This window comes from Pontibacter russatus, from assembly GCF_009931655.1.
GTDB lineage: Bacteria > Bacteroidota > Bacteroidia > Cytophagales > Hymenobacteraceae > Pontibacter > Pontibacter russatus.
In genome coordinates this window covers 4,445,583-4,461,358 of the sequence record NZ_CP047984.1, presented here as the reverse complement: position 1 = coordinate 4,461,358, position 15,776 = coordinate 4,445,583, and the positions used below count along the sequence as shown (strand labels likewise).

Here is a 15,776-nt window from a genome sequence, read left to right as displayed (position 1 = left end):
GTCATAAAAGTCGAGTTTAGAAGCGGGTATTTGTTGCCTGCCCCATGCCAGGAGGTGTATCCATTTATCAGTTTTCAAATTAGCACATTAAACTTATATGTTCGAGGTCGCCGATCCGCCGGAAATTGTACTGTTCTTTGGCCGCTTTCACCCTTTGCTGGTTCACCTGCCCATTGGCTTTCTGCTCATCGCCTTCCTACTTGAGTTATTTTCCAGATTTCAGCGCTATCAGAGCATCAGGCATGCTGTTTCCTTTGTCTTGTTCCTGGGCGCCTGGAGCTCCATCTTAGCCGCAGGACTCGGTTACTTTCTTTCATTGGGAGGTGGTTATGATGAAGACGCATTAGCTCTGCACCAGTGGATGGGGATAGGCACGGCGATAGCGGCTCTGGGGGCCTTGTTGTTAAAGACGCGCTTAAATAACCAGGCTTCACGCTTAAAAGAGCGGATTTATGTCCTGACGCTAAGCCTGACGGTGGTGCTGATGATGGGGGCGGGCCATTACGGCGGTTCGCTTACCCACGGGTCCGACTACCTGACAACTTACTTTCCCACTTCCCTGGAGTCCTTTACAGGCGGCTCAACCGGCAAGAACAAGAAGGTGAAGGTGATTACGAACCTGCCGGAAGCGGTGGTATATACCGATATCATACAGCCAATATTTGACAGCCGCTGCATCAGTTGTCATAATCCGACCAAGCAGAAGGGGGACTTACGGCTGGAGGCTTTTGCCGGTTTGCAGGCAGGCGGAAAAGGTGGTTCTGTGGTGGAGGCCGGTCAGGCGTACCGTAGTGAACTTTACAAGCGTTTATTGCTGCCCCCGGAAGACGAGCACGCCATGCCGCCCAAAGGCAAAGAGCCCCTCACCGAATCCGAGCTGCAATTGATTGCCTGGTGGATAAATGAGGGCGGTGCGGCGGCCGGTAAAAAAGTAAAGGAACTGGCCCAGACCCCCTCCGTCAAGCTGGCTTTGGCCAATTATACGGCAGGAAATAAATGGGAGAACCCGGTATTTGCCAAAAAGATAGCGCACGCTCCGGAGCAAGTGCTACAAGCGGCTGACCGTGCCGGCTTTCTGGTGATGCCGCTGGCAAAAGGGCAGCCCTTCCTCCAGGTGCAAAGAAAGACAGGTGCCCCGGTGCCGGAGGATCTGTCGGCATTGGCACCCCTGGCCGAGCAGCTCGTAGCCCTGGACCTGAACGGGACGCCAGTTTCGGATAGCCTGCTGGCGGCCATCGGCACATTTGGGAACCTGACGCGCCTGTACCTGCAGAACACCCAGGCAACGGATGCCAGTATTTCCCAACTGGTGAACTTGCCTAACCTGGAGTACCTCAACCTCTATGGCAATCCCATTACTGATAAAGGCATAATGTTACTGGCAAAGATCCCTCACCTGCAAAAGCTGTACCTCTGGAAAACAAAAGTGACGCCAGCCGGCGTGGCGGCCTTGCAACAAAAGCAGCAAGAACTCCAAATCATCATCGGCAATTCCATAGAAACAGAGGTAAAAGACCAGCAGCCGTCGGTGGCGCAATCAGAGTAATTCATGCCTTTTTAAGAACGAACCCATGTCTATCAATAGAAGAGGATTTATTCAAACAACGACCACTGCCCTGATACTTTCCTCACTGGATATGTTTGCGACCTCCCGCGAACCTGCATTTAAGACGAATGCCAATTTTGATCTGAAAGTATTAGCCACTGAATGGGGCTATCCCGGCTCCCTGCAAGCGTATTGTGCCCAGGTAAAAAAAGAGGGTTATGACGGCATTGAGATCTGGTGGCCTATGAAGAAGAAAGAGCAGGGCGCACTGTTCTCCCTGCTGAAAGAATACGACCTGGAGGAAGGTTCCTCTGCGGCGCTGGGCACAGCAACTGGCGGGAAAACTTCAACTATTTTAAGGAAATGATAAGTGCGGCGGCGGGCAACAGCTCAGTGAAGCCGCTGTATATCAACTGCCACTCAGGGAAAGATTATTTTAGCTTTGAAGAAAACAAGGCTTTTATTGATTATACCACCGCCCTCTCTAAAAAGACCGGCATCAGGATCAGTCACGAAACCCACCGTTCCCGGATGCTGTTTGCCGCTTCTGTAGCCAGACAATATATCGAGCAGATTCCCGACCTAAGGATTACCCTCGATGCTTCCCACTGGTGTAACGTGAGCGAGAGCTTGTTGCAAGATCAGCAAAGCACCATGGACCTGGCTTTGCCGAGGGTGGACCATGTGCATGCCCGCATCGGGCACGCGCAGGGCCCCCAGGTTAGCGACCCACGCGCCCCCGAGTGGGCGGAGGCCGTGGAAGCGCATTTTGCCTGGTGGGATAAGGTAGTGCAGTTGAAAACAGCAAAGGGAGAGCCTCTGACAGTGTTGACAGAGTTCGGCCCGCCCAATTACATGCCCACCCTGCCGTATACGCGGCAGCCGGTAGCTGACCAGTGGGCAGTAAATGTCCATATGATGCACCTGCTGCGCGAGAGATATACATCATAGGCAAACCATTTCTATTCCGCCTGCGCCAGTGACCGGATGACACGGCAGGGGTTTCCGGCGGCAAACACATCGGAGGGGATGTCTTTGGTGACAACGCTGCCCGCGCCAATCACGGAGCGGTCGCCGATGGTGACGCCGGGGCAAACCACCACGCTGCCGCCCATCCACACATCCTCCCCGATGGCAATGGGTTTGGCATACTCTACGCCAGAAGAGCGCTCCATATGGTTCAAGGGATGCGTGGCGGTATAGAGTTGCACATTGGGGCCGAACATGGTCCTGCTGCCGATGGTTACCTGCATGACGTCGAGCACCACGCAGTTGAAGTTGAAAAACACCCGCTCGCCCACCACCATGTTGCTGCCGTAGTCGCAGTAAAAAGGCGGTTGCAGCCACAGGCCGTCTCCGGCATTTGGGATCAGTTCCTTCAGGATGCGCGCCCGCTCCGCTGTCTCGTCCTCCCTTGAGTCGTTCAGTTCCTTGATCAGAAGCCTTGTCCGCAGCCTCTCGTCCGAAAGCTGCTTGTCCAGGGGGTCGTACAGCTCGCCCGCGAGCATTTTCTCTTTTTCAGTTTTCATATAACTTTATGTTTTAGTAATTCGCCTACCGCTGTACTTGCCTCATTTTTTGCCGCCCTGAAAGCGGGGCAACCCGCACTTGCTTCGGGTCCTGCGAAAAGAGTAACCCTACCTCTGAAAGTGGCAAGCACCTACTCATCGGAAGGAAACAGCCGATGCGACCGGTTTTCTTTAAAGCTTAACCACGCCGCCGTTACGCCGGTTTGCGCAGCCGCACAATCCGGAAGGCGCCGCCCAAGGCAGCCGGTTCGTTCAGTTCCTGATACAGCGCGGTGTGGCGGACAATGTCGCCGAGGCGGCGGTTGATGTCGGAGAAGAGGGTGCTGGCAACCTGGTTGAGCAGGCGGCGCAGCAGCGAGGGCGTTTCGCCATCAGGCAGGAACTTGTCAAACACCATCACGGTGCCGCCCGGCTTCAGCACCCGCTCCACCTCCCGCAGGCAGGCCACGGGGTCCGGAATCACGGCGAGGATGAGGTGGAGGATGACGGCATCGAAGGAGGCGTCGGCAAAGCGGAGTTGCTGGCCATTCATCACCGCTGCACGCACCGGCAGGTTCAGGCGCTGCGCCCGCTTTTCCAGTTTTGCTACCATGCCCGGCGTTATGTCGATGGCGGTGAGGTTGGTGTAGTTGCGTAGATAGGGTAAATCGAGGCCGCTGCCCGCGCCCAGCAGCAGGATGGCATCTGTGAGCGAGGCCTGCAGCAAGGAGACGGAGCGCTGCCTGTATTTCCGGAACACGCGGTCAGCCACAAAGTCATAGACGGGTAAATAGACCGTGTAGCGGACGCGGTTCCAGGTATTGGTGTTGATACCCATATCGTTTTGCTGTAGGCGCGCCAGGTTTTGGGCGGCGCGGGCATATATGGCCGCCGGGGATGCCAGCGAGGCTACTTCACGCGGTTGAATAAGAACAGATCCTTGTACACCCACTGGCCGTTCTCCTGGTTCCCCCGCATTATCGCAAACTGATCGGGGGAGCGCTGCTCGTAAAGGATGCGGAGATCGCCGCCCTCTTTCTCAAAATATGCCTGGCCCTTCGTGGCCTCCAGGAAATTATAGCGGTCCTGCTTTTCTTTCTCCTCTATCCCGATCAGGCCCGGCTTAAAGTGCTTCACCAGCGACACCAGCCCTTTCCCGGATGGTTCGTAAGCCAGTATCTCGTACATGGTTGCTTTGCCGTCCTTCATCATGCGCATCATGCCCAGCATGTTGTCTCCCTGCGGGGCCAGCCAGGTGCCCTCTACGGTGGAGCCGTCGGGCTGGGTCGCTTTCCAGTGCCCCTCAATAAACTGCATCGCTCCCAACGGCCCTGCCTGGGCCTTGGTTTGGGCAACTGCAGATGGTAGCAAACAAACGGACAATAAAAGGAGGAATAAAAGGGAAAAGCTTCTCATATACAGGTATTGGCTTAGTGAAGGTGGCAATTATATTTAATGGATGCTTAAGGTAGCACTTCGGATGCTATATCGCAACCTATCCTTAAACAGACGCCTCTTGAACCTGGAGAAGCAGCCGTAAAGAAACCGCCAGCACGGCAGGATATATAGGCTGCCTATGGCATATGGAAGGCTGGCGGAACGCCGGCCATATATAACCGGCTATATATAAATCGTGTCAGTTTTTAGAGTAGCGCTGCACCATGGGGGGCAGTAAGGTACACTCCATGGACTCCGTCACGGTACTATCGTCAAACACCAGCACGCGCCGCACGGCCTCCTCAAATTTGTTGGCGCTGTTGTCTCTTCTGGGACACCCGTAGCTTACATTATACATCACGGGCAGCAGGTAGGGCCTGCTTTCCACGGCTTTGCCGTTCACTTCCTTTGGCAGCCAGCTGCCATTGGTTGCCAGCACCGCCTCTTTCAGCGATTCGGCGATAACGGCGGGGGTATCCTTGGTGCAGGCCACGTTCTTCACGTTCCCGTCGGCGCCGATCACAAAGCGCACAAACGTGACAGAGTTCTCGCACAGCTTCGACAGCTCAAACACGTCCGGCAGCATCTTCTCAGCCAAGAGCTCGGTGGGGTGTTTGTACCGCTCGTGTACGAAGACCGGATCCCGATCCTGGGCCGATACCGAATGGAAGAACATCAGCAGCATCGTGCCGATCAGAAGCAGGGCCTTGCGCATATGCAGCATGTGTGGTGAAGCAGTGTGATTAACTGAGAGGACTTGCCATTACAGCATCAGCAATGCTATCGTAAAATACCGAAAAAAGTTTGATATGTCTTATTCCAGCTGCAAAAGAGCTATTTCTCTCGCTCTATGGTGTAGGCGATGAGCTGCTCCAGCGACGTGCGCGAGGGCGACGCGGGGAATGTGCCCAGAATAGCCAGCGCTTCCGCATGGTACTGGTTCATGAGTTTGATGGTATAGGCGATGCCGCCCGACTGCTTCACAAAATCAATGACGTCCTGCACGCGCCTGCTGTCGCCGTTGTTGTTTTTCACGTTGTAGATAATGCGGCGCTTCGTCAGCCAGTCGGCCTGGCGCAGGGCGTGTATCAGCGGCAGGGTCATCTTTTTCTCTTTGATGTCGATGCCCACCGGCTTGCCTATCTCGGCGGTGCCGTAGTCGAACAAGTCGTCCTTTATCTGAAAGGCGATGCCCACTTTCTCGCCAAACAGGCGGGCTTTCTCCACCTCCTCTTTGCAGGCCCCCGCCGAGGCGGCGCCCACGGCGCAGCAGGAGGCAATCAGGGAGGCGGTCTTCTGCCGGATGATGTCGAAGTACACTTCCTCTGTTATATCGAGGCGGCGCGCTTTCTCCATCTGCAGCAACTCCCCCTCGCTCATCTCCCGCACCGCGTTCGACACGATCTTCAGCAGGTCGTAATCGTCGTTTTGCAGCGAGAGCAGCAGGCCCTTAGAGAGCAGGTAATCGCCCACCAGCACGGCAATCTTGTTTTTCCAGAGGGCGTTCACCGAGAAGAAGCCCCGGCGGTAGTTGGCGTCGTCCACCACGTCGTCGTGCACCAGCGTGGCGGTGTGCAACAGCTCGATCAGGGCGGCGCCGCGGTAAGTGGCCTCGCTGATGCTTTCGCGGAACAACTTGGCCGTGAAGAACACGAACATCGGGCGCATCTGCTTGCCCTTGCGCTTCACGATGTAGCTCATGATCCGGTCCAGAAGCAGCACTTTCGACTTCATCGAAGCCCTGAACTTCTTCTCGAAAAGCTGCATTTCCGGCGCAATGGGCGCTTGTATATCCTTTAGGCTGATGCTCATGTGTTAAGACCGCAATATTACTATCCCGCAGAGTGGTTTCCAAACGCGGGCCCGCAAAACGGGTTTTTATTGTTAAATTGCTGTATGGTTGGATGGATGGTTGCTGTTTGTAAATTGTTGGTTGATGAGGATGAACTGCTATATGATTTACTGCTGGCTTTGCCATATATAATGTTCATATATTATGAACGCATATAGCCATCTTATTACAGCGATTTCAAAAAGTGGGTCATACAAAGAGTGATTTATATATAACTAGCACGTATAACAAGCCATATAAATGAGTTATATATAATAAGCTTCAAGGAGGGAAGGCTACGCTAAATAAATTCAAATCACTTTACCGCCTAACAACCAGCAACCAACAACAGAAAGTATGAAAGTAGATTTTGTCGTATACCCGGTGCACGGGCGCCCTTTCACTGCCGACGCCACCTATATGCCCGACAGCCGGCCAAAGCCCGTGGTTATCTTCACGCACGGCTTCAAGGGCTTCAAAGACTGGGGGCACTTTAACCTGCTGGCCCGCCACTTCGCCGAAAACGGGTTTGTGTTCGTGAAATTCAATTTTGCCTACAACGGCACCTCCGTGGAGGACGACAGCGACCTGCACGACCTGGAGGCTTTCGGCAACAACAACTTCAGCCTTGAACTCGACGACATGCAGGCGCTCATCGACCTGCTGCACGACACGAACCCACCCATACAGCGGCAGGAGCTCGATTTGAATCGCATTTACCTTGTTGGGCACAGCCGGGGTGGCGGGGCCGTTATTCTGAAGGCTGCCGAGGAGCCCCGTGTGAAAGCCGTGGCCACCTGGTCGGCTGTGAGCGATTACGACCAGCGCTGGACGGAGCCGCAGATGGCACAGTGGAAGCAGGAAGGCGTGCAGTACGTGCTCAATGGCCGCACGGGTCAGCAGATGCCGCTCTATTACCAGTTGGCCGAAGACTATCACCTGAACCGCGCGCGCCTCGACATCCCGCAGGTCATCAGAAAAATGAGCCAGCCGCTGCTCATCCTGCACGGCGAACAGGACGAGACACTGCCGCTGCAGATGGCACATGACCTGAAAAAATGGAAACCCGACGCCGAGTTGCGCCTGTTGCCCGATACCAACCACTCTTTCGGAGGCCAGCACCCGTACCCGCACGGCGAGTTGCCCGCCCCTGCCCGCGCCGCCGCAGACCTGACCATGAACTTCTTTCAGCGCCATGCCTAAGACTTACCTGCTGCTGGGCGGCAATCTCGGCGACCGCCTCTCTTATCTGGCGCAGGCCCGCGAAGGGCTAGCCAAACAGGTCGGCGGCATCCTGCGGTCCTCCGGTATATATGAAACGGCGGCCTGGGGCAAAACCGATCAGCCCGCCTTCCTGAACCAGGTGCTGGAGATGCAGACGGAGCTGCAGCCAGCGCAGCTATTGCAAAGGATAAATAACCTGGAGCAGGAACTGGGCCGGGTGCGGCTGGAGCACTGGGGAGCCCGCGTCATTGACATCGACATTTTATTTTATGAGGACATCGTGCTGCAAAGCCAGCGCCTCACCATTCCGCACCCGCAACTGCACCTGCGCCGTTTCACGCTGCTGCCGCTGGCCGAACTGGTTCCCGACCGGATGCACCCCGTTCTTGGAAAGACCGTAGCCGGGCTGTTGGCTGCGTGCCCGGATGCACTGGAGGTTCGGGAAATTCGGGAAGGGAGTTAAAGGAGAGGATATACCGTCTCCGTGAGGTAACCACCAGGCCATATTTGCAGCTGGCACCGTTCCCTGCGCTTTAGTTACTTCATCCGTTTTCAGCACCCTGCGCTGCAGCAGCAGATTGACCACCGGAAACAGCAGGGCAGTAACAGCAAGGCCTAGGTATTGGAAAAGCGGCCCCTCCGCCATATTATCCAGTCAGTTTCCAGATGCCCTGCCCGCTAAAACCATACAGCACCCTGTTTATTACGTCTCCGCCCCTGTGCAGCCCGACCGACAGCCAGATTGTCCCTGTCTTCAGCACTGTATAGGCAGGCGTAAATCCCACGGTGACGGAGAAAACGATGTTCTCTATACTGAATCCCTCCTTCCGGGAATCGTCCGGCATATATAGCACCGTGGCAACAGGCACATACCACAGCATCAGCTGCTTCTTCCGAAGAAAAGCCAGCGTATATCCCCCTGATCAGCACATCATTTACAGCCGATGAAAAGAACATGGCCACCAAGGCCTGCCCCATCAGCACATATATAAAAGAGGCGTCCGTGGTGCCGGCAACCTCAAACATTCTCAGCTACTTTTCATGATTCGGGTATATAGGCAAGGCGCACCACAGGCTGAGGAAGGTCCTCAAAAACAAAAGAACCCTCCCCGGACATATGCCGGAAAGGGCTCTTCTTGTATATAGGCATATATGCTGAGAAATTATTCTGCTGAACTGACCTCCGCGTTCCGGTCTATCTTCTTCACCAGGCCCTGCAACACCTTGCCCGGGCCGCACTCCACGAAGTGTGTGGCGCCGTCGGCAAGCATGGCCTGCACCGTCTGTGTCCAGCGCACCGGGGCGGTCAGCTGCTTAATCAAGTTCTGTTTGATTTCCTCCGGGTCCGTGTGTGGCCGGGCATCCACGTTCTGATAGATGGGGCAGATGCCTTCGTGGAAGGTTGTTTCGCTAATGGCCTTTGCCAGTTCCTCCTCAGCCGGCTTCATCAGAGGGGAGTGGAACGCACCACCCACCGGCAGCGGGAGCGCCCGTTTGGCGCCAGCCTCCTTCATTTTCTCACAGGCAAGCTCAATTCCCCTGTTGGTTCCGGAGATCACGAGTTGGCCGGGGCAGTTATAATTTGCAGCCACAACTACCTCACCTTCGATAGAGGCGCACACCTCTTCCACTTTTGCATCCTCCAAACCCAGGATGGCCGCCATGGTAGAAGGGTTCGCCTCGCAGGCGGCCTGCATGGCCAAGGCGCGTTTCGATACCAGCCGGAGCCCGTCTTCGAAACGAAGCACCTTACTGGCCACCAGCGCCGAGAACTCTCCGAGCGAATGTCCCGCCACCATATCCGGGTGAAAGTCTTTGGCCACGGCGGCCTGTGCCACGGAGTGCAGGAATATGGCGGGCTGCGTAACTTTCGTCTGCTTCAACTCCTCGTCGGTGCCGCTGAACATGACGGCTGTGATATCGAAGACCAGAATTTCATTCGCCATGTCAAACAGTCGCATTACTTCCTCATGCTGCTCATACAGACCTTTACCCATCCCTGTGAACTGGGACCCTTGTCCCGGGAAAATGTATGCTTTCTTCATTCGTTGTTCGTTTATGGTTTTCCTCTTGAATTGTTGAATGGCTAAGTTGTTAAATGGTTTCGCTCGGTCCGAAGATGAGTTTAGACAATTAAAGGGCACAACCTTTAACCATTCAACAATTAACCATATAGCAATTTACGCCATAAACCGCGCCCGCTCTTCAGGCGACGGCAGCAGGCATGCTTCTTTCTGCCCCGCGATGTTGTAGCGGTGCCTGGCGACATAGCGGTACAGCAGATTGCGGAAAGATAAAGGAATAAACCGGAAATAGTAAAGCGCGCTGAACGGAAACCTGAGATGGCGGGCGATGCGCAGCACGGCATCCGAGGCAGTATATACCAGGCCCTGCTCATAAAAGACAACTGAATCCGGCAAAGGCTCAGGGAGTTGTGAGGAGGACGCTAAGGCCTTGAAAACTTCCGACTGGAGCGCGGCGAATTTGAGATTGCGACGCACGTTATGCTTCAGCACAAGCTGAACACTTGCCTGGCAAAAGCCGCAGGTGCCATCGTAAAAAACGATGGCTTCCCTGTTCAGCGTGTTGTAGTTTTGGCGTGTCACCTGATGATCTCAACCCATCCCTTGTAGGTGGCGCGGGCCTTGGCCGGGTCCAGCGTGTGGAACTCCACCTCGGCCTCGTAGAAGTACGTGCCGTCGCTCAGTGGGTTCCCCTCCGCATTTACCCCCGGCCAGTTGATGTAGAGAGCGTCCCCTCCGCTGGTGGCCTGGCTGGAGTACACCTCGGCGCCCCAGCGGTTGAACACCCGGAACTTCATGCTCTTGATGAACGCCGTCCCCGGCCCTGGCCGGAACACATCGTTCTTATCGTCCCCGTTGGGGGTGATGACGTTGGGCAGCACGAATGTGATGCAGTTGTCGTTGCAAACCTCATTGCTCATCGTGCTTTCCCGACCGGCCTCGTCCGTGGCCGTCACCACGTAGCACCCGGCGTATGATTCCAACCCGGAGTGGGTGAAGCTTGTTTCCTCTGTGGTTCCAATGGGCGCGTACTCTGCATCCGGGGAGGAGCGGAAGTACACTGTGTAGAAGGCGATCTGGTCGGTGCAGTCCCCGCCTACCTGCGGCACCCACGTCAGAACATTTTCGTATGGCGGCTCCTGCGGGCTGCGGGCGAAGGCCTCGCAGTCCAGCTGATTAATGCTCAGCTCCGGCGGACACACTAGCTTCTCTAGTTGCGCGCACGTTTCCTGACTCCGGTTCCGCAGCGGCGCCGGCAGCCCCGCCACCTGGTAGGCCCCGGCCGTCTCTATCACGTAGCAGTAGTCTGCCCCCCGCTCCAGCCCGGGGCTATCGTCGGTGTAGGCGCCTCCCGCGGCCGTGGCCGCCACGCTGTCAATAAGCGTGAGCGCCCCGCCCGGCGCGCGCCTATAGATGCGGTGCAGGGGCCCGGCTGTGTTGTCCCACGGCACCTGGTACGTCCACGACAGCTCGAAGGCTGCCTCCTCTCCCTCTGCCGGGGTCACCTCCAGGCGCACGCTCGAGGCCTCCGCCCCCTCCCGCAGTTCGGTGGGTTGGCCGCCCCCGGTCGGTGCCTGGTAGAGCTCCAGGCGGTAGCGGTAGGCTTCCTCCAGTGTATTCAGCCCCTTGTCCACGAACACCGTGTCGGCCATGTTTCGGCTGCGGTACACTTCCACATATCCCTCGCCGGCTCCCTGGCCTGTCTTGCGCAGCAGCCGGTACTCCAACGGTGGAATCAGTTGCCCCGGCTCAGGCTGCGTCCAGCGGACCAGGATGCGGCCGTCGGTGGCGGAGGTCTGCTCCACCGTCACGTTGGTGAGGTAGGGGATGTCGCGCTCCACACCCGCGCAGGCCTCGTTGGATGCCAGGCTCTCGCCCCGCCCCGGCGAGGGGAACACCGCGTAAATGATGTAACAGTACTCCACCCCGGCCTGCGCCCCCGTGTCCGTGAAGCCTGAGGCTGAGGCCTCCACCTCTCCGATCAGCACGTAGCCCGTCGAGGCAGGCACACCCGTCTGGCAGCCGTTGGGAACGAAGCCTGAGGGGCCCTCCCGCCGGTATACCCGGATGGAGGAGGCGTTCTCACAGGTGTAGGCGTCCCAGGTCAGGGCCACCTCGCCCTGACCGGCCCGTGCAACCAGATTCTCCGGCGCCGGGCCCACCACCCGGATATTCCAGGGCTGCAGGTCCGTCAGGCGCTCCTCCCCTGGCGGGCGCACATCCCGCGCCCGGAACACTACCTGGTAGGGGCGCTCCCGCACGTCCGAGCACTGGGTTTGCCAGGCCAGCACCCCGGCCGCCTCCCCCGGCGCACGCACCGTCTGCTCGAAGGTGGCCGGCGGAACGATGCCCGAACCCGCCACCGTCAGGTCCACCAGGTCCCCGTCAGGGTCCGTGGCCCGCACTGCGCCACGCAACATCGTACCTGCCACCACGCACGTGTCCCGCGGCTCCAGCACCGGCGGCCGGTTCTCCGACTCCCGCACCAGGATCTGCATGTCGCGCACCACCTCCCCCAGTTTCACCGCCCCACCGTTCTCCGACACCCGCCACTCCTCCACCACGAAGGCAACGTTGTACTCCCCCTTCACGCACGGCGCGTCCCACGTCAGCTGGCCCGTCAGGGCGTCAAGCGTCAGAAAGGCCGCAGCGCCCCCGTCCGAGGTCGTGCAGTTAAACGTCAGGTGCGGCAAACTGTAGCCCGGGACAACGGTTATCCTGCCCTGCGCGTCTTCGTAGCGGGGCACGATCAGCTTAAAGGCCAGGCTGTCGCCGTCTGCGTCGTAGGCGCCGGGGTTATGCACGTACCGCCGCCCCACCGCCGCGATGTCTATCGGCGCCACCGTCAGCACCGGCGTGCTGTTGAAGCCACGCAATGCGTTGATGTTGATGACCGTCTCAATGAAAAAAGATCGCTGGTCGGATGGCGGCGCCATGTTCAGGATGTCGTTGTTGCGGTTTACGCCCACCCACGAAACCCGGTGGGTTCCATCTGTCGGGAAAGTGTACTCCCATTTATATACCTCCCGGTCGGTCTCGTTCCCGATGGGGATTACGGCAAGCCGCGGCACTTCCAGCACGACTCCGCCGCCCATGTTCATATATACAATCGGATCTTCAGCAGAGGAGGCCTGATCGGTATATATCGTCATGGTGAAAAAGAAGCGGCGGGGGTTGGGGTTGGGGGTCGTGTCGCGCTGGGCGGTGATGTCTCCTGCCCGTATGTGTGTTGCCTGGGCCTCTGTGAAAACACCGGACACAAAATGTAAAAGCACGAACAGCAGACTGGCGCGCAGCAAGTACTTCATGCGTAAACAATTTGGCATAGAAAGCTGGGTTTGGCGGTAAAATCAGATATTAAACAAACTTCCGTCTTTTGATTTTATTATCAACCAGTAGAAGCGCAGTAGGTTATCGGAATATAGCTTTTTGTGGTACGCGTAGCAATTTAGATTGATTCAAAATATGATATTAATATTGGTTTATAGAAGGTCCGCATGTACCTTTGAGAATTAAAAAGCTTCATAACTTTAACCTATAACTCTTACAGATGAATTGGTTTACTCAAACGTTTTCCAGTACAGTAGGGCGCAAGATCATCATGTCGATCACGGGTCTTTTCCTGTGCTCTTTCCTGGTGGTACACCTGATCGGTAACCTGCAGCTCTTCAACAACGACGGAGGGGCGGCTTTTAATATATACTCCAGGTTCATGGGCACCAACCCGATTATCCGCACCATGGAAATTGTGCTTCTCCTGGGTTTTCTGTTCCATATATACGATGCTATCGTGATAACCCGCCGCAACAAGGCGGCGCGCCCCATAGGCTACGTCAACAGCCACCCGGAAGAGAACAGCACCTGGGCCTCGCGCAATATGGGCCTTCTGGGAACGGTTATACTTGTCTTCCTGATCATCCACCTGTGGAATTTCTTCGTGCCCGCCCGCTTTGGGGGCCTGGAGGGCGTTGTGATTGAAGACGTAGAATACGAGAACCTCTACCTGAGAGTGGTGCAGTCGTTCCAGATATGGTGGTACGTGGCGCTCTATGTGATATCCATGGTGGCCCTGGCCTACCACCTCATCCACGGGTTCCAGAGCGCTTTTCAGTCACTGGGCCTCAACCACAAGAAATATACGCCTTTCATTCAGAAGTTCGGCTATGCCTTTTCTGTTATCGTGTGCTTTGGCTTTGCCATTATCCCACTTTATTTCTTCTTCTTCTTCGAATTATAACTGATCGAAATAATCGCTATGATATTAGATTCTAAAATCCCGGAAGGCCCGATAGCTGAGAAATGGGATAAACATAAATTTGATGTGAAGCTGGTAAACCCGGCCAACAAACGCAAATACGATATCATTGTAGTGGGCACGGGCCTGGCTGGCGCCTCTGCGGCTGCCACTTTCGGCGAGTTGGGATATAACGTAAAAGCCTTCTGCTTTCAGGACTCGCCGCGCCGCGCGCACTCGATTGCGGCGCAGGGCGGCATCAACGCCGCCAAAAACTACCAGAACGACGGGGACTCTGTTTTCCGTCTTTTCTACGACACCGTGAAGGGCGGTGATTACCGCTCCCGCGAAGCCAACGTGTACCGCCTGGCGCAGGTGTCAGTCAACATCATCGACCAGTGCGTGGCGCAGGGTGTTCCGTTTGCCCGCGATTACGGTGGGCTGCTGGCCAACCGCTCGTTTGGCGGCGCGCAGGTGTCGCGCACCTTCTACGCCCGCGGCCAGACGGGCCAGCAGCTGCTGCTGGGCGCTTACTCGGCCCTGAACCGCCAGATCGCCTACGGCAAGGTGAAGATGTACCCCCGCACCGAGATGCTGGACCTGGTGATGGTAGACGGCAAGGCGCGCGGTATTGTGGTGCGCAACCTGATCACGGGAGCCATTGAATCGCACAGCGCACACGCGGTGGTGCTGGCCACCGGAGGATATGGCAACGTGTTCTTCCTCTCCACCAATGCGATGGGCTCTAATGCCACAGCGGCCTGGCGGGCCTATAAAAAAGGAGCACTGTTCGCCAACCCATGCTTCACCCAGATTCACCCTACCTGCATCCCGGTCTCCGGCGGCTACCAGTCAAAGCTCACGCTGATGTCTGAGTCGCTGCGCAACGACGGCCGGGTGTGGGTGCCAAAGACGGTGGAGATGGCACAGCGCCTGCGGAAGGGAGAGATAAAGGTGGCTGACATAGCCGAGGCAGACCGCGACTATTACCTGGAGCGCAAGTACCCGGCCTTCGGTAACCTGGTGCCCCGCGACGTGGCCTCGCGCAACGCCAAACTGGTGTGCGACGAAGGACGCGGTGTGGGCGCCTCCGGCCTTGCGGTATACCTTGACTTTGCGGATGCCATCAAACGCGATGGCCAGGCGGCCATTGCGGCCAAATACGGCAACCTCTTCGAGATGTACGAGAAAATCACGGATGAGAACCCGTACGAAAGACCGATGCGCATATACCCTGCGGTACACTATACCATGGGCGGCCTTTGGGTTGACTATAACCTGATGACCACCATCCCTGGTTTATATGCCGCCGGCGAGTGCAACTTTTCTGACCACGGCGCCAACCGCCTGGGAGCCTCCGCGCTTATGCAAGGCCTGGCCGACGGTTATTTCGTGCTGCCCTATACCATCGGCGATTACCTGGCCAGGATGCCGTACGAGAAAGTGTCGACGGACCACCCTGCCTTCAAAGAGGCGGAACAAGCCGTGCTGGCGAAAAACAACCTGTTGCTTTCCATTAACGGCACCCGCACGGTGGATGACTTCCACAAGGAGCTGGGCCTGATTATGTGGGAGCACTGTGGTATGGCCCGGAACGAGGAAGGCCTGAAACTGGCCAAGCAGGAGATACGCAGGCTGCGTGATGAGTTCTGGCGCGATGTGAAGGTGACGGGCGTGAACGAGGAACTGAACCAGACGCTGGAGCGCGCCAACCGCGTGGCCGACTTCTTCGAGCTCGGCGAGCTGATGGTGGACGATGCCCTGAACAGAAGAGAATCGTGCGGCGGCCACTTCCGCGAAGAGTCGCAGACACCGGAGAACGAGGCGCTGCGCGACGACGAGAACTACGCCTATGTGGCGGCCTGGGAGTTCACTGGCGTCGGCAACGAGCCCATCCTGCACAGGGAAGAGCTGGAGTTCGAGAACGTGAAACTGACACAGCGCAGTTACAAGTAATGATTAATTAAAAATT

16 protein-coding genes are annotated in these 15,776 nt (G+C 56.8%); 7 read left to right on the top strand and 9 right to left on the bottom strand.

Features of this window, described 5'->3' with window-relative positions; genetic code table 11:
* The first annotated feature begins 97 nt into the window (after window positions 1–97).
* Genes GSQ62_RS18490 through GSQ62_RS20925 form a run of 3 tightly spaced genes read left to right on the top strand, consistent with a single transcriptional unit; the run spans window position 98 to window position 2,497 of the window.
* A complete protein-coding gene (locus tag GSQ62_RS18490) occupies window positions 98–1,546 on the top strand; it encodes a c-type cytochrome domain-containing protein (protein WP_161890872.1) in 1,449 nt (482 codons plus the stop codon).
* Window positions 1,547–1,571: 25 nt separating this feature from the next.
* Complete coding sequence (locus GSQ62_RS20930) at window positions 1,572–1,913, top strand: hypothetical protein (RefSeq protein ID WP_237586813.1); 342 nt, start codon at window positions 1,572–1,574, stop codon at window positions 1,911–1,913.
* Window positions 1,910–2,497, top strand: coding sequence for a sugar phosphate isomerase/epimerase (locus tag GSQ62_RS20925; RefSeq protein WP_237586811.1), 588 nt, complete (start codon window positions 1,910–1,912; stop codon window positions 2,495–2,497). Before GSQ62_RS20930 ends, GSQ62_RS20925 begins: the two co-directional genes overlap by 4 nt.
* 11 nt (window positions 2,498–2,508) lie before the next feature.
* On the opposite strand, the gene GSQ62_RS18480 is transcribed toward GSQ62_RS20925, so the two are convergent.
* From GSQ62_RS18480 to GSQ62_RS18460, 5 genes are all read right to left on the bottom strand, one after another.
* Window positions 2,509–3,075, bottom strand: coding sequence for a sugar O-acetyltransferase (locus tag GSQ62_RS18480; protein WP_161890871.1), 567 nt, complete (start codon window positions 3,073–3,075; stop codon window positions 2,509–2,511).
* A gap of 193 nt (window positions 3,076–3,268) precedes the next feature.
* Window positions 3,269–4,006, bottom strand: a complete 738-nt coding sequence (locus GSQ62_RS18475; protein WP_237586809.1) for a class I SAM-dependent methyltransferase — start codon at window positions 4,004–4,006, stop codon at window positions 3,269–3,271.
* Window positions 3,964–4,425: a DUF6265 family protein gene (locus tag GSQ62_RS18470; protein ID WP_237586807.1), complete on the bottom strand. Its 462-nt coding sequence runs from the start codon at window positions 4,423–4,425 to the stop codon at window positions 3,964–3,966. Before GSQ62_RS18470 ends, GSQ62_RS18475 begins: the two co-directional genes overlap by 43 nt.
* Window positions 4,426–4,690: 265 nt before the next feature.
* Complete coding sequence (locus GSQ62_RS18465; protein ID WP_161890870.1) at window positions 4,691–5,206, bottom strand: energy transducer TonB; 516 nt, start codon at window positions 5,204–5,206, stop codon at window positions 4,691–4,693.
* Window positions 5,207–5,325: 119 nt separating this feature from the next.
* Entirely contained in the window at window positions 5,326–6,303 is a 978-nt protein-coding gene (locus tag GSQ62_RS18460) for a polyprenyl synthetase family protein (RefSeq protein WP_161890869.1), read from the bottom strand.
* 376 nt (window positions 6,304–6,679) lie between these two features.
* Here GSQ62_RS18460 and GSQ62_RS18455 point away from each other — a divergent pair, with 376 nt between their 5' ends.
* Entirely contained in the window at window positions 6,680–7,525 is an 846-nt protein-coding gene (locus GSQ62_RS18455) for an alpha/beta hydrolase family protein (protein WP_161890868.1), read from the top strand.
* The gene (folK, locus tag GSQ62_RS18450) at window positions 7,518–8,009 is read left to right on the top strand and encodes a 2-amino-4-hydroxy-6-hydroxymethyldihydropteridine diphosphokinase (protein ID WP_161890867.1); all 492 of its coding nucleotides are present in this window, start codon (window positions 7,518–7,520) and stop codon (window positions 8,007–8,009) included. Before GSQ62_RS18455 ends, folK begins: the two co-directional genes overlap by 8 nt.
* A 184-nt stretch (window positions 8,010–8,193) precedes the next feature.
* Here folK and GSQ62_RS18445 read toward each other — a convergent pair whose 3' ends face one another.
* The 4 genes from GSQ62_RS18445 to GSQ62_RS18430 form a co-directional block, all read right to left on the bottom strand.
* Window positions 8,194–8,427 carry a hypothetical protein gene (locus tag GSQ62_RS18445; RefSeq protein WP_161890866.1) on the bottom strand — a complete coding sequence of 78 codons (234 nt, stop codon included), beginning with the start codon at window positions 8,425–8,427 and terminating at the stop codon, window positions 8,194–8,196.
* 282 nt (window positions 8,428–8,709) lie between these two features.
* On the bottom strand, window positions 8,710–9,591 hold the full coding sequence (fabD, locus tag GSQ62_RS18440; RefSeq protein WP_161890865.1) for an ACP S-malonyltransferase: 882 nt from the start codon (window positions 9,589–9,591) through the stop codon (window positions 8,710–8,712).
* Window positions 9,592–9,726: 135 nt separating this feature from the next.
* On the bottom strand, window positions 9,727–10,152 hold the full coding sequence (locus GSQ62_RS18435) for a thiol-disulfide oxidoreductase DCC family protein (protein ID WP_161890864.1): 426 nt from the start codon (window positions 10,150–10,152) through the stop codon (window positions 9,727–9,729).
* On the bottom strand, window positions 10,149–12,878 hold the full coding sequence (locus tag GSQ62_RS18430; RefSeq protein ID WP_237586805.1) for a T9SS type B sorting domain-containing protein: 2,730 nt from the start codon (window positions 12,876–12,878) through the stop codon (window positions 10,149–10,151). Before GSQ62_RS18430 ends, GSQ62_RS18435 begins: the two co-directional genes overlap by 4 nt.
* Window positions 12,879–13,120: 242 nt before the next feature.
* Between GSQ62_RS18430 and GSQ62_RS18425 the strand changes: the two genes are divergently transcribed.
* Both GSQ62_RS18425 and GSQ62_RS18420 read left to right on the top strand, forming a co-directional pair.
* Window positions 13,121–13,807 (top strand): succinate dehydrogenase cytochrome b subunit, encoded by a 687-nt coding sequence (locus GSQ62_RS18425; RefSeq protein WP_161890863.1) that lies wholly within the window; start codon window positions 13,121–13,123, stop codon window positions 13,805–13,807.
* An 18-nt stretch (window positions 13,808–13,825) separates the two neighbouring features.
* The gene (locus GSQ62_RS18420) at window positions 13,826–15,760 is read left to right on the top strand and encodes a fumarate reductase/succinate dehydrogenase flavoprotein subunit (RefSeq protein WP_161890862.1); all 1,935 of its coding nucleotides are present in this window, start codon (window positions 13,826–13,828) and stop codon (window positions 15,758–15,760) included.
* Window positions 15,761–15,776: the final 16 nt, after the last annotated feature.